14 protein-coding genes are annotated in these 12,478 nt (G+C 73.0%); 9 read left to right on the top strand and 5 right to left on the bottom strand.

The annotated features are described in order from the left end of the window. Position 1 precedes the first annotated feature (1 nt). The gene (gene bioD, locus ACFYXK_RS12000) at positions 2 to 721 is read left to right on the top strand and encodes a dethiobiotin synthase (RefSeq protein WP_389411023.1); all 720 of its coding nucleotides are present in this window, start codon (positions 2 to 4) and stop codon (positions 719 to 721) included. Positions 722 to 790: 69 nt separating this feature from the next. Here bioD and ACFYXK_RS11995 read toward each other — a convergent pair whose 3' ends face one another. Beyond that, positions 791 to 1,384, bottom strand: coding sequence for a hypothetical protein (locus tag ACFYXK_RS11995; RefSeq protein ID WP_389411022.1), 594 nt, complete (start codon positions 1,382 to 1,384; stop codon positions 791 to 793). A 247-nt stretch (positions 1,385 to 1,631) separates the two neighbouring features. On the opposite strand from ACFYXK_RS11995, the gene ACFYXK_RS11990 reads away from it, so the two are divergent. Then, a complete protein-coding gene (locus ACFYXK_RS11990) occupies positions 1,632 to 2,297 on the top strand; it encodes a class I SAM-dependent methyltransferase (RefSeq protein WP_389411021.1) in 666 nt (221 codons plus the stop codon). A gap of 60 nt (positions 2,298 to 2,357) precedes the next feature. On the opposite strand, the gene ACFYXK_RS11985 is transcribed toward ACFYXK_RS11990, so the two are convergent. Beyond that, positions 2,358 to 2,783, bottom strand: coding sequence for a GNAT family N-acetyltransferase (locus ACFYXK_RS11985; RefSeq protein ID WP_389411020.1), 426 nt, complete (start codon positions 2,781 to 2,783; stop codon positions 2,358 to 2,360). Positions 2,784 to 2,980: 197 nt separating this feature from the next. Here ACFYXK_RS11985 and ACFYXK_RS11980 point away from each other — a divergent pair, with 197 nt between their 5' ends. The 5 genes from ACFYXK_RS11980 (at position 2,981) to mug (ending at position 8,260) form a co-directional block, all read left to right on the top strand. Next, a complete protein-coding gene (locus ACFYXK_RS11980) occupies positions 2,981 to 4,321 on the top strand; it encodes a hemolysin family protein (RefSeq protein ID WP_389411019.1) in 1,341 nt (446 codons plus the stop codon). Further along, positions 4,318 to 5,343 carry a hemolysin family protein gene (locus tag ACFYXK_RS11975; protein ID WP_389411018.1) on the top strand — a complete coding sequence of 342 codons (1,026 nt, stop codon included), beginning with the start codon at positions 4,318 to 4,320 and terminating at the stop codon, positions 5,341 to 5,343. Before ACFYXK_RS11980 ends, ACFYXK_RS11975 begins: the two co-directional genes overlap by 4 nt. A 69-nt stretch (positions 5,344 to 5,412) precedes the next feature. Then, positions 5,413 to 6,204, top strand: a complete 792-nt coding sequence (locus ACFYXK_RS11970) for an SGNH/GDSL hydrolase family protein (RefSeq protein ID WP_389411017.1) — start codon at positions 5,413 to 5,415, stop codon at positions 6,202 to 6,204. Positions 6,205 to 6,275: 71 nt separating this feature from the next. After that, on the top strand, positions 6,276 to 7,709 hold the full coding sequence (gene purB, locus ACFYXK_RS11965) for an adenylosuccinate lyase (RefSeq protein WP_030300188.1): 1,434 nt from the start codon (positions 6,276 to 6,278) through the stop codon (positions 7,707 to 7,709). Then, positions 7,706 to 8,260, top strand: coding sequence for a G/U mismatch-specific DNA glycosylase (gene mug, locus ACFYXK_RS11960; RefSeq protein ID WP_389411328.1), 555 nt, complete (start codon positions 7,706 to 7,708; stop codon positions 8,258 to 8,260). The genes purB and mug overlap by 4 nt, the downstream gene beginning before the upstream one ends. Positions 8,261 to 8,265: 5 nt before the next feature. On the opposite strand, the gene ACFYXK_RS11955 is transcribed toward mug, so the two are convergent. Genes ACFYXK_RS11955 through ACFYXK_RS11945 form a run of 3 tightly spaced genes read right to left on the bottom strand, consistent with a single transcriptional unit; the run spans position 8,266 to position 10,428 of the window. Further along, entirely contained in the window at positions 8,266 to 8,700 is a 435-nt protein-coding gene (locus ACFYXK_RS11955; protein WP_389411016.1) for a hypothetical protein, read from the bottom strand. Between the two features lie 40 nt (positions 8,701 to 8,740). Then, entirely contained in the window at positions 8,741 to 9,490 is a 750-nt protein-coding gene (locus ACFYXK_RS11950; protein ID WP_389411015.1) for an ABC transporter permease, read from the bottom strand. A gap of 26 nt (positions 9,491 to 9,516) precedes the next feature. Beyond that, entirely contained in the window at positions 9,517 to 10,428 is a 912-nt protein-coding gene (locus ACFYXK_RS11945) for an ABC transporter ATP-binding protein (RefSeq protein WP_389411014.1), read from the bottom strand. Positions 10,429 to 10,536: 108 nt separating this feature from the next. Between ACFYXK_RS11945 and ACFYXK_RS11940 the strand changes: the two genes are divergently transcribed. Further along, on the top strand, positions 10,537 to 11,712 hold the full coding sequence (locus ACFYXK_RS11940; protein WP_389411013.1) for a sensor histidine kinase: 1,176 nt from the start codon (positions 10,537 to 10,539) through the stop codon (positions 11,710 to 11,712). Positions 11,713 to 11,716: 4 nt separating this feature from the next. After that, complete coding sequence (locus ACFYXK_RS11935) at positions 11,717 to 12,367, top strand: response regulator (protein WP_383519265.1); 651 nt, start codon at positions 11,717 to 11,719, stop codon at positions 12,365 to 12,367. The last annotated feature ends 111 nt before the right edge of the window (positions 12,368 to 12,478 follow it).

Raw genomic sequence — 12,478 nt, 5'->3', positions numbered from 1 at the left:
CATGACGGTACTCATCGTCTCGGGCACGGGCACGGAGATCGGCAAGACGGTGGTCACGTCGGCGATCGCGGCGGCCGCGGTGGCGGCGGGGCGCTCGGTGGCGGTCCTCAAGCCCGCGCAGACCGGCGTGGACGCGACCGAGCCGGGCGACGCGGCGGAAGCGGTCCGGCTGGCCGGCCCGACGGTCACGGCAGTGGAACTGGCCCGCTACCCGGAGCCGTTGGCCCCCGACACGGCGGCCCGCCGCGCGGGCCTGCCCACGGTCTCGCCGAGCGCCGTCGCGGAGGCGGCGGGCCGGCTCGCCCGGTCCCACGACCTGGTCCTGGTGGAGGGCGCGGGCGGCCTCCTGGTCCGCTTCGACGAGGAGGGCCACACGCTGGCCGATGCGGCCCGCCTCCTCGGCGCCCCGGTGCTGGTGGTCGCCCCGGCGGCCCTCGGCACCCTCAACTCCACGACCCTGACCGCCGAGGCGCTCCGGGCGCGGGAGCTGGAGGCCATGGGCGTGGTCATCGGCAGCTGGCCGGCCGAGCCGGACCTGGCCTGCCGCTGCAACCTGGCGGACCTCCCGTCGTCCTCGGGGCTCCCGCTGCTGGGCGCCGTCCCGGAGGCCTCGGGGTCCCTGTCCCCGGAGTCCTTCCGTGCGGCGGCCCCGACCTGGCTGTCCCCCGCCCTCGCGGGCAGCTGGTCCCCGGAGTCGTTCCTGACGGCCTGGCAGCCCTGATCCCGGACCCGGACCTCACCGGCCCGGCGGCGCCACCAGGCCCGCCGGGCCGCTGCGGCCGGGGCGCGTTCAGTGGCCACCGCGGGGCTCGTGGCAGCCGCCCTCCATGTAGACCCCGTGCGCCTTCACGCTCATCGGCGCGGTCACACGGCCCGTCACGCACGGCCCGCTCTCCGGGATCGACAGGACGAACGAGAGGTTGCCCGTGCTCGATGCGTACACGTCCCCGGTCTCCGGCCGGTAGCCCAGCTCGGTCAGGAGCCCGCTGAGCTCCTCCTTCGACTTCGGTGCGCCCTTCCCGTCGTCGCCGCCCAGCGCCTTCCTGATCCGCGCGGCGTGCGCGTCGCCCCGGCACTTGGTCGCGGGCGTGAGCGTGGCCTCGTTCTTGTAAGCGTGGTTCTCCGCGTACTTGCGCGCCCCGGGGTCCGTGGGCGGTTCTCCCGGCGTGGCCGACCCCGTCGGGGCCACCTCGGGGAAGAGCTCGTCGTGGCGGGCCACCGCGGCCGCCGCCCGGGCGGCGTGGTCCGGGGTCCGGCCGGGTGACGGCACCGGGGGCGGGTCCGCGGCCGCGCCGCTCCCGGACGCCGTGGTGCCGCAGGCGGTCAGTGCGAGCAGTCCTGCGGCGAGCAGCACGGCGCCGGCGGGGGTGGTACGGGACGTCACGGGGTCTCCACTGTGCCCGTGCGGGGCCCCGGCGTAGGGGCGGATCCCCCGATTGTCCCCACGTCGGATCCCGGGCTCCTGAGTACCCGTACTCGATCCACGTGCGGACGGCCGTCCGCGACGCGTGCCGTGGCGCCGCCGCGCGCGGCGGTCCCGTCCCGTCGGCGCCGGTTTTGCGGGCCGCCCGGACGGGGAACAGCCCGGCAGGGCAACCGCACCCGCCGCCACCCCGCCCCGGAGGCCCGCCATGGCCACACCGCACCGAGACCCGGATCGCGTCGACCACCCGCTCTTCGCCCGGTTCTACGCCCGGTTCAGCACCGCCGCCGACACCCGCGGAGGGATCGCCGCCCTCCGCGGCGAGCTCCTGCACGGGGTGTCCGGCCGGGTCATCGAGATCGGCGCCGGCAACGGCCTCAACTTCACCCACTACCCGCGCGCCGTCTCCGAGGTCGTCGCCGTCGAACCGGAACGGAGACTGCGCCGGCTCGCGGCCGACGCCGCCCTGCGCGCCGAGGTACCCGTCGACGTCGTGCCGGGTGTCGCCGAGGCCCTCCCGGTCAAGAGCGAGGCCTTCGACGCCGCCGTCGCCTCCCTCGTGCTGTGCACCGTCCGGGACCTGCCCCGCTCGCTCGCAGAGCTCCACCGGGTGCTGCGTCCCGACGCCGAGCTTCGGTTCTTCGAGCACGGCCGGGCGCCCACCCGCGGCATGGCCGCCGTCCAGCGCACGCTGGACCGGACCGTGTGGCCCGGCCTCTTCGGCGGGTGCCACACCTCCCGGGACCCGGCCGCCGCGATCGAGGCCGCCGGCTTCCGGGTCGTCTCGTACCGCAGTTTCCGGCTGCCCGAGCGCGGACCGGCGTTCCCCACCTCGTACTGCGTGATCGGCTCCGCCCGCCGCGGTCCCGCATAGGGGGGTCGCCCGGCCCCGTGCGGGCCGGGCCGGGTGGGCCCGCTCCGGCCCCGCCGGGTCTCAGCCGTGCAGCGGCTTGACCCAGCGGGTCCAGGCGTCCTGGCGGTGGTACCCGGCCGCGTCCCACGCCCCGTGCGCCTGCTCGTTGCGGTCCAGCACCATCGCGTCCGCACGCCGTCCGCCGAGCGCCTCGAAACGCTCCTCCGCGGCGGTCAGCAGCGCCGATCCGATGCCCCGGCGGCGGTGTGCCGGGTGGACCGCGAGCCGGTAGAGGTGGCAGCGCCAGCCGTCGAACCCGGCGATCACGGTGCCGACCAGTTCGCCCTCGCGCCGGGCGAGCAGCAGGGCGTGCGGATCGCGGGCGTGGAGTTGCTCGACCCCGGCGAGGTCGTCGCTGATACTCGTTCCCTCGGCAGCGGTCTTCCAGAAGTCGAGCACGGCGGTGAGATCGGCGGCCGAAGCAGGACCGATGTGAAGATCGCTCATGTCCGGATCCCATCATCCGGGTGTCGCTCCGTCCCACGAATGATCCGATCTCTTTGCCCGTCCTTTACCCTTGTGGACAGCAAGCCGACCGACCCGATCGAAAGGTGTGAGCGTCCGCCCATGGGCGAGCCCCCCAGTACCCGACATCGCGCGATACCCCTCCTCCGGGCTGATCATGGAACGGAGGTGACCGACCGATGACCGAAGTGCTCCTGCTCCTCGTGGCGCTGCTGCTCTGCCTTGCCTGCGGAGTCTTCGTCGCGGCGGAGTTCTCGCTGACCACCGTCGAGCGCAGCGAGCTCGAACAAGCCGTCGAGCGCGGCGAGCGCGGGGCGGAGAGCGCCCTGGCGGCCGTGCGCAGCCTGACGTTCCAGCTTTCCGGCGCCCAGCTCGGCATCACCGTGACCGGCCTGGTCATCGGCATGATCTCCAAGCCGTCGATCGCCGCCCTGCTCCAGGGCCCCTTCGAGGCCATGGGACTGTCGGCCGGCGCCGCCTCCTCCACCGCCCTGATCCTCGGCACGGTGCTGTCGACCGTCGTCCTGATGGTCGTCGGCGAGCTGGTGCCCAAGAACTGGGCGATCTCTTCCCCGCTGGCCATCGCCAAGCGAGTGGCCACCATGCAGCGCCTCTTCAGCCGCGCCTTCCGGCCGTTCATCAGCCACCTGAACAGCACGGCGAACCACATGGTCCGCCGGTTCGGCATGGAGCCGGCCGAGGAGCTGGCCTCCGCGCGCACCCCGCAGGAGCTGGTGGCGCTGGCACGGCACTCCGCCAAGGCGGGCGCGCTGGAGAAGGACACCGCCGAGCTGTTCGTACGGACCCTGAACCTGGCCGACCTGACCGCGGAGAACGTCATGACCCCGCGCGTCCAGGTCACCGCCCTCGACGTGCAGACCACCGCCGAGGACGTGGCGAACGCGACGCTGGCGACCGGCCTGTCGCGCTTCCCGGTCTACCGGGGCAACCTCGACACCGTCGTCGGCACCGTCCACATCAAGGACGTGCTCGCGCTGCCCGCCGAGGAACGGCGCCGCCGTACCGTCTCCCAGCTGCTGCGCCAACCGCTGCTGGTGCCGGAGTCGCTGACCGTCGACCGGCTGCTGGACCTGCTGTCCGGCCGCCAGACGATGGCCGTGGTGATCGACGAGTACGGCGGCACCGCCGGCGTGGTCACCCTGGAGGACATCGTCGAGGAGGTCGTCGGCGAGGTCCGCGACGAGCACGACCCGCACGAGACACCGGACCTGGCCCCGGCCGGTACGGACGCCTCCGGGCGCCGGCTCTACTCCGCCGACGGCTCCGCGCGCACCGACCAGCTGGAGCGGATCGGACTGCGCGTACCGGACGGCCCGTACGAGACGCTGGCCGGGCTGATAGCGACCGAGCTGGGCCGGATCCCGGCCGTCGGCGACAGCATGGAGCTGGGCGGCTGGCGGATCGACGTGGTGGACGCCGCCGGACGGCGGGCGGCGCGGGTGCTGCTGCACGCGCCCGTCGAGCCGTCGCAGGACAAGGGTGGGGAGGGAGCCCGATGACGGCGCTCCAATTGCTGATCGGCCTGGCGACCCTGGTCGTCAACGCCTTCTTCGTCGGCGCCGAGTTCGCACTGATCTCGGTGCGGCGCAGCCAGATCGAGCCGTACGCGGAGCAGGGCGACCGGCGGGCCCGCGCCGTGCTGTGGGGCCTGGAGCACGTGTCGGCGCTGATGGCGGCGGCACAGCTGGGCATCACGCTGTGCACCCTGGTCCTGGGTGTGGTGGCCGAACCGGCCATCGCGCACCTGCTGACCCCGCTGTTCGACCTGTTCGGGGTGCCGTCCGGGCTGACGCACGCGATCTCGTTCGTGGTGGCCCTGGCGCTGGCGACGTACCTGCACATGCTCTTCGGCGAGATGCTGCCGAAGAACGTGGCCCTGTCCGAGCCGGTGCGCACCGCGCTGCTGCTCGGTCCGCCGCTGGTGACCCTGGCGCGGGCGCTGAGGCCGGTGATCTTCGCGATCAACGCCTTCGCCAACCTCCTGTTGCGGCTGCTGCGGGTGGACGTGAAGGACGAGGTCGCGGCGACCTTCTCGGACGACGAGCTCGCGCGGATCGTGCGGGACTCCAGCGAGGCGGGGCTGATCGACGACCGGGCGAGCGAGCGGCTGCACGACGCCCTCGAGCTGGGCCGCCGGCCGGTCACCGACGTGGTGCTGCCGCTGGACGGGGTCGTGGTGGCCCGGGAGGGCATCACGCCGGCGGGACTGGAGGGGCTGTCGGCCGAGTCCGGGTACTCCCGCTTCCCGGTGATCGACGCCCAGGCCAGGATCCTCGGATACCTGCACGTCAAGGACGCCCTGGACGCGGACGGACCGGAGCGGGACCAGCCGTTCCCCGCGTCCGTGCTGCGCCCGATCGCCCAGGTGCGGGCCGAGACCCCGCTGGACGACGTGCTGACCGCGATGCGGCGCAGCCGGACGCACCTGGCGGCGGTCATGGGCTCGGGCGGGGCGATGACGGGCCTGGTCACGATGGAGGACGTGCTGCGCGAGCTGTTCGGCAGGCCGGCCTCCGCCTGAGCGGCTGCCACCGCGGGTGGTGCCCCGGCCCTGCGCGGCCGGGGTACTGGGCGGTAGCATCGCTTCGCCATGAAGATGAATGCGTCTTACACCAGTTTCGTCGCGGTCGGCGACTCCTTCACCGAGGGCATGTCCGACCTGCTGCCCAACGGCTCGTACCGGGGCTGGGCCGATCTGCTGGCCGCCCGCCTCGCGGCGCGCGAGCCCGGCTTCCGCTACGCGAACCTCGCGGTCCGCGGGAAGCTGATCGGACAGATCGCCGAGGACCAGGCCCCGGTCGCGGCGGCGATGGGGGCCGATCTGGTGACCCTGGTGGGAGGCCTGAACGACGCCCTGCGTCCGAAGGTCGACATGGGCCGGGTGCGCGGGCACCTGGAGGAGGCCGTGGAGCTGCTGGCACCCACGTGCAAGACGTTGGTGCTGATGCGCTCCCCCGGGCGCAACGGGCCGGTGATGGACCGCTTCCGGCCTCGCATGGAGGAGCTGTTCGCCGTCATCGAGGAGCTGGCCGCCCGGCACGGGGCCCTGGTCGTGGACCTGTACGGGGCCGGTGTGCTGGCCGACCCCCGCATGTGGGACGTGGACCGGCTGCACCTGACCGCCGAGGGCCACCGCCGGGTGGCGGAGGCGGTCTGGCAGACACTGGGACTGCCGCCCGAGCAGGACTGGCGCGCCGAGCTCCCGGCCGCGGTGCCCCCGGGCTGGGCCGTGCGCCGCTCCCAGGACCTGAGCTTCGCGCGCCGGCACCTGCTGCCCTGGGTCGGCCGCCGGCTGACGGGCCGCTCGTCGGGGGACGGACGTCCGGCCAAGCGCCCGGAGCTGCTGCCGTACGAGGCGGCCGCGGGCGAGCGGCTCTCGTAGCAAGGCACAATCCGGGGCGGGGTCGCCACCTGCGTAAACGCACAGCTGCGGCCCAAGTAGAATCCCTACACGTGACAGCCAAGCCCCGCATCCCCAATGTCCTGGCCGGCCGCTACGCCTCCGCGGAGCTCGCCGTCCTGTGGTCCCCCGAGTACAAGGTGACGCTGGAGCGGCGGCTGTGGCTCGCCGTGCTCCGCGCCCAGAAGGACCTCGGCATCGACGTCCCGGACGCCGCCCTCGCCGACTACGAGCGTGTCCTGGAGACGGTCGACCTCGCCTCCATCGCCGAGCGCGAGAAGGTCACCCGGCACGACGTGAAGGCCCGCATCGAGGAGTTCAACGCCCTCGCCGGTCACGAGCACGTCCACAAGGGCATGACCTCGCGCGACCTCACCGAGAACGTCGAGCAGCTGCAGATCCGGCTCTCGCTGGAGCTGGCCCGCGACCGCACGGTCGCCGTCCTCGCCCGTCTCGGCAAGCTGGCCGGCGAGCACGCCGAGCTGGTCATGGCCGGCCGCTCCCACAACGTCGCCGCGCAGGCGACGACCCTGGGCAAGCGCTTCGCCACCGCGGCCGACGAGCTGCTGGTCGCCTACGACCGCCTGGAGGACCTGCTCGGCCGCTACCCGCTGCGCGGGATCAAGGGCCCGGTCGGCACCGCCCAGGACATGCTCGACCTGCTCGGCGGCGACGCCGCCAAGCTCGCCGACCTGGAGCAGCGGATCGCCGCCCACCTCGGCTTCGCCCAGGCCTTCACCTCCGTCGGCCAGGTCTACCCGCGCTCGCTCGACTACGACGTGGTCACCGCCCTGGTGCAGCTGGCCGCCGCCCCCTCGTCGATCGCGAAGACGATCCGCCTGATGGCCGGCCACGAGCTGGTCACCGAGGGCTTCAAGCCCGGCCAGGTCGGCTCCTCCGCGATGCCGCACAAGATGAACACCCGCTCCTGCGAGCGCGTCAACGGCCTGATGGTCATCCTGCGCGGCTACGCCTCGATGACCGGCGAGCTGGCCGGCGACCAGTGGAACGAGGGCGATGTCTCCTGCTCCGTGGTCCGCCGGGTGGCGCTGCCCGACGCGTTCTTCGCGTTCGACGGCCTGCTGGAGACCTTCCTGACCGTCCTCGACGAGTTCGGCGCCTTCCCGGCGGTCGTGGCCCGCGAGCTGGACCGCTACCTGCCGTTCCTCGCGACCACCAAGGTCCTGATGGGCGCGGTGCGGGCGGGTGTCGGCCGCGAGGCCGCCCACGAGGTCATCAAGGAGCACGCGGTGGCCTCCGCGCTCGCCATGCGCGAGCAGGGCGCCGAGCGCAACGAGCTGCTGGACAAGCTGGCCGCCGACGAGCGGATGCCGCTGGACCGGGCCCAGCTCGACGCCCTGATGGCCGACAAGCTGTCCTTCACGGGCGCCGCCGGTGACCAGGTCGCCGCGGTGGTCTCCCGCATCGAGGCGATCGCCAAGCAGCACCCGGAGGCCGCCGGATACACGCCGGGGTCGATCCTCTGACCCCCGAGGAGCTGAGCGCCGCCCGTGACCGCGTCATCCCGGACGTGGTCGCGGGCGGTCTGCGCGTGCTGTTCTGCGGGATCAACCCGGGTCTCCTCTCCGCCGCAACGGGCCACCACTTCGCCCGCCCCGGCAACCGTTTCTGGCCCGTCCTGCACCTGTCCGGCTTCACCCCGCGCCGCTTCGCCCCCGCGGAGCAGGAGGAGCTGCTGACCCACCGGCTCGGCATCACCAACGTCGTCGCCCGCGCCACGGCCCGGGCCGACGAGCTGAGCGCCGAGGAGTTCCGCGAGGGCGGCCGCATCCTGACCGCCAAGGTGGAAGATCTGCGCCCGCAGTGGCTGGCGGTCGTCGGGGTCACGGCCTACCGCACCGCATTCGGCGAGCGAAAGGCCCAGATCGGCCCCCAGGACCGGACCATCGGCTCCACCCGCATCTGGGCGCTCCCCAACCCAAGCGGCCTCAACGCGCACTGGACGGCAGAGTCCATGGCCCAGGAGTACGCCCGCCTCCGCATGGCCGCCGAGGCAACCCCCGAGGCAGCCCCCTAGCGGCCCTAGGGCGGGTCGATCACGGTCACCGCGGCCATGAGCTGCGGTGAGTGGTCGGCCCCCCACCGGGCCTCGTAGACCGCGACCCAGCGGTCCCCGGCCCGCCACAGGTGCAGGTGGTCGCTCGTGTCGCCGATCTCCTGCCACGGCTGCGCCACCTCCCCGGACTCCGTCCGCAGCTTCAGGCTGTCGAGCGTGAACCGGTCGGGCTTGCCCCACCGCTCCTCCAGCCGCTGGGTCAGGGCCTCGTACTCGGCGGCCACCTGGTCCTCGTGTGCCAGGCGGTCGGCCGCGTCCTCGTCCCCGTACCACCGGCTCCCGCCGAGCTCGGCGAGGTGGTAGCCGGGCCCGCTGGTGCCCACTTCGGACCTGCCCCGGACTTCGGGGAAGTCACGCGTCCGGAGCCGGTCGATCGTGTCGAGATGCTCTGCCGTGGTCATGCCGTCAGTATCCCGGGGCCCACTGACAACTGGCGCGGCGTCACGCATCCCGCCGGCCCACCGCCGTCCAGCCGCCGGCCACCGCGGCCAGCGCCCACAGCGCCAGCACGCCGAGGCCGCTCCAGGGACCCAGCCGACCGGCGGAGTCCGCGTGCAAGACGAGTTGCCCCGCCTGGTCCGGCAGGAACTCGGCCGCACCGCCGGCGGCCTGGCCGATGATGAACGGAGCCATGACGACGAAGGGTATGAGCACGCTCAGCACGACCGCCGCACTGCGCAGCACCGCCGTCAGTCCAGCCGCGAACAGAGCCATGAGCGTGAGGTACACACCGCTGCCGAACACGGCGCGCAGGACGCCCGGATCCCCCAGCGAGAGCGCGTGGCGGCCCATCGCCGCCTGGCCGAGGACGAAGGTGAGAAGGCCGGTCGCCTGGCCGACCACGAAGGCGAGTACGCCCACGACAACGATCTTCGACAGATAGAAGCGGGTACGGTCCGGCACCGCGGTCAGCGAGGTGCGCAGCGCGCCGTTGTGGAACTCGGCGGACAGCGCGCTCGCCCCGAAGGCGAAGGCCGCTATCTGGCCGAAGTTGATGCCGTAGAAGGCCCCGAGGAGCGGATCGTCCCCCGTGCTGCCGGCTTCGGCCTGGCCTGTCGCCGCGGCCGCCAGCACCTGGATCCCCACTGTCACGGCGAGGACGGCGATCAGCGCCCCGAGGGAGCCGCGGAGGGAACGTATCTTGATCCATTCCGAGTGCAGGACGGGAACGGTGGGCAGAGCAGTGCTCATGGCGAGGCCTCCTGTGTCAGGGGAAGTCAGTGGGTGGCGGTGAACTGGGCGTGATCGGCCGTGAGGTCGAGGTAGGCCTGCTCCAGCGAGGCGCGTTCGTCGGAGAGTTCCAGCACGGGGATGCCCTCGCGGGCTGCGATGCCGCCGAGCTGCTCGGCCCGTATGCCGTCGACGGTCCAGCGCACGTCATCGGCTCTCGCCATGGCGAAGCCGTCCCGGGCCAGGGCCGCCCGTAGCCGGACCGGGTCGGAGGTACGCAGGCGCACCTTGGGGGTGCTGCGGGCCTCGATGAACTCCTCCATGGAGGAGTCGGCCAGCAGCCTGCCCTGGCCGAGCACGACCAGGTGGTCGGCGAGCGCCGCGGTCTCGGACATCAGATGGCTGGAGACGAGCACCGTACGGCCCTCGGCGGCGAGACTCCGCATCAGCTCGCGGATCCAGATGATGCCTTCGGGGTCGAGGCCGTTGGTCGGCTCGTCCAGCAGCAGTACCGCGGGATCGCCCAGCAGGGCGGCGGCGATCCCGAGGCGTTGGCGCATGCCGAGCGAGAACGTCTTGATCCGCCGCCCGGCCGCCGAGGCGACGCCGGCCTGCTCCAGTACCTCTTCGACCCGGCGCACGGGGATGCGGTTGGCGGCGGCGAGGAAGCGGAGGTGGTCCCGGGCGGTGCGCCCGCCGTGGGCCGCCTGCGCGTCCAGGAGTGCGCCGACCCGGTGGAGCGGGTCGGGGAAGTCGGTGAACCGCGCGCCGCCGATGGTGGCCGTTCCGGATGTGATCCGGTCCAGGCCGAGCAGCAGGCGCATCGTGGTGGACTTCCCGGCTCCGTTGGGGCCGAGGAATCCGGTGACCCGCCCGGGCAGTACGTCGAAGGTGAGGCGGTCCACGGCCCGGGTGCGGCCGTATTCCTTGGTCAGTTCTCGGATCTCGATGCTGTTCATGGCTCAAGACTCGCCGCCCGACCCACCCCCTTCCCTCCCCCGTGCGAGGGTGCCGTCTCCCCCACGTGGGGGAGACGGCAGCGGGCCGCGCGCTGCCACGATGGGGGCATGTACCGACTGCTCCGTGCTCCGCTCCAACCGGTGACCTACTCACGCTGGTTGCACCTGTGCGTGCCCATGCTGCTGCTGGCGCTGTGGATGTTCATAAAGCCTGCGTGGCCGTGGATGCCGTTGGTCATCGTCATACCGTTCGGCCTGGTGCCCTGGGTGCGGCTGGCGGAAGGGCTGCAGGCGCAGTTCCTGCTCACGCCGCACGGCCGCGGCGCCCCCGACAGCGGCATCAGTGCCGCGCCGTCGGCACGGTGGGGCGACAGGTGGCGGACGCTGATGTGGCTCGAGGCACGGCTCGTCATCGCGCTCGCCGCCATGGCCGCGACCGTATGGCTCCCGCTGGTGACGGTCGAACTGATCGCGGCGGCCCTCGGACACCCGCTCGACTCGGAACTCATGATCCCCTTCGCTCCGCCGCGCTGGGCCGCCGCCTTGCTCGTTCCGGTGCCGCCGGCCCTTCTCATCGTCATAGTCGTGCTGCTGGGCGAGCTGGTCACCGCGGTCGCCCGCCGACTGCTGGGGCCTTCGGCGGCCGAGCGGCTCACCGCCCTGGAGGCCCGCACCGAGCAGCTGTTGGAGCGGACCCGCATCGCGCGGGAGCTGCACGATTCGATCGGACACGCCCTGACGGTTGCCGTGTTGCAGGCAGGTGCGGCCCGGGCCGCCGGGAACGCGGAGTTCACGGACCGGGCTCTGGGCGCGATCGAGGAGACGGGCCGGGTCGCGCTGGAGGATCTGGAACGGGTCCTGCTGGTCCTGCGGGAGTCCCCGCAGCCCGCCTCGCAGCGGCCGACACTGGCGGAGGCCGACCGGCTGCTGGAGTCGGCGCGGGCCTCGGGGGCGGAGGTGGACGCGCAACTGACCGGGCGGCTGGAACAGTTGCCGGGCCCGGTCACCCGGGAGGCCTACCGGATCCTGCAGGAGGCGCTCACGAACGTGTTGCGGCACTGCGGTCCGGTGCCGGTCCGGGTCCGGGTGGAAATGGCCGTCGGCAGGCTGGACATGGAGGTGACGAACCCGCTGCCGGAGGGGCCCGCCTTCATCCCCGGCAGGGGCAGCGGGCTGCGCGGGATGCGGGAGCGGGCCGCACTGCTCGGCGGGGAGGCCGAGACGGGGCCGTTCGAGGGCGGTTGGAGAGTGCGCGCCCGGCTTCCACTGGAGCGAATACGCTGACCGGATGCCGGTTACCGTTCTGCTCGTCGATGACGAACCCCTGGTGCGTGCGGGTCTGCGTGCCGTCCTGGAGGCCCAGTCGGACATCGAAGTGGTGGGTGAGGCGGCCGACGGCGCCTCTGTCGTCCCACTCGTCCGGCAGCTGAGGCCGGACGTGGTGGCGATGGATGTGCGGATGCCGCTCCTCGACGGGATCGAGGCGACCAGGGCGGTGCTGCGCACGGTGGACTCCCCGCCGAAGATCCTCGTGGTGACCACCTTCGAGAACGACGAGTACGTGTACCAGGCCCTGCGGGCCGGGGCGGACGGGTTCCTGCTGAAGCGGGCCCGGCCCTCCGAGATCGTGCACGCGGTGCGGCTCGTGGCGGAGGGCGAGACGCTGCTGTTCCCCGCGGCCGTGCGGGCTCTCGCAGCGGAGTACGGGAACCGGCAGGCGCGGGCAGCGTTGGAGCGGGCTGCGCTGACCGAGCGGGAGGAGGCGGTGCTGCGGCTGATGGCGCGAGGGCTGACGAACGTCGAGATCGCACGCGAGCTGATCGTCGGCACGGAGACGGTGAAGTCCCATGTGAGCGCGATTCTGGGCAAGCTGGGGGCTCGGGACCGGACCCAGGCCGTGATCGCGGCGTACGAGTCGGGATTCGTCGCCCCGGCGTGAGCCTCACCGGCTCGAAGGGAACAGCCGGTTCCGGCCGATGGGGGGCTGGTTCTCGCCCCGGCCCCGGGGGCGCAGTACGATCCGGCAGACAAGCTCGCTAGCTGGGAGGAC

Origin of the sequence: Streptomyces sp. NPDC002209 (assembly GCF_042890265.1) — a bacterium.
GTDB lineage: Bacteria > Actinomycetota > Actinomycetes > Streptomycetales > Streptomycetaceae > Streptomyces.
The sequence above is the reverse complement of the archived record's forward strand: the minus strand, read 5'-3'. Positions and strand labels throughout refer to the sequence as shown.

What these genes read in the sequence shown, in the direction of transcription:
- bioD (WP_389411023.1), top strand. Translation starts at nt 2, where the DNA reads ATGACGGTACTCATCGTCTCGGGCACGGGCACGGAGATCGGCAAGACG.
- ACFYXK_RS11990 (WP_389411021.1), top strand. Translation starts at nt 1,632, where the DNA reads ATGGCCACACCGCACCGAGACCCGGATCGCGTCGACCACCCGCTCTTC.
- ACFYXK_RS11985 (WP_389411020.1), bottom strand. Translation starts at nt 2,783, where the DNA reads ATGAGCGATCTTCACATCGGTCCTGCTTCGGCCGCCGATCTCACCGCC.
- ACFYXK_RS11980 (WP_389411019.1), top strand. Translation starts at nt 2,981, where the DNA reads ATGACCGAAGTGCTCCTGCTCCTCGTGGCGCTGCTGCTCTGCCTTGCC.
- ACFYXK_RS11975 (WP_389411018.1), top strand. Translation starts at nt 4,318, where the DNA reads ATGACGGCGCTCCAATTGCTGATCGGCCTGGCGACCCTGGTCGTCAAC.
- ACFYXK_RS11970 (WP_389411017.1), top strand. Translation starts at nt 5,413, where the DNA reads ATGAAGATGAATGCGTCTTACACCAGTTTCGTCGCGGTCGGCGACTCC.
- ACFYXK_RS11955 (WP_389411016.1), bottom strand. Translation starts at nt 8,700, where the DNA reads ATGACCACGGCAGAGCATCTCGACACGATCGACCGGCTCCGGACGCGT.
- ACFYXK_RS11950 (WP_389411015.1), bottom strand. Translation starts at nt 9,490, where the DNA reads ATGAGCACTGCTCTGCCCACCGTTCCCGTCCTGCACTCGGAATGGATC.
- ACFYXK_RS11945 (WP_389411014.1), bottom strand. Translation starts at nt 10,428, where the DNA reads ATGAACAGCATCGAGATCCGAGAACTGACCAAGGAATACGGCCGCACC.
- ACFYXK_RS11940 (WP_389411013.1), top strand. Translation starts at nt 10,537, where the DNA reads ATGTACCGACTGCTCCGTGCTCCGCTCCAACCGGTGACCTACTCACGC.
- ACFYXK_RS11935 (WP_383519265.1), top strand. Translation starts at nt 11,717, where the DNA reads ATGCCGGTTACCGTTCTGCTCGTCGATGACGAACCCCTGGTGCGTGCG.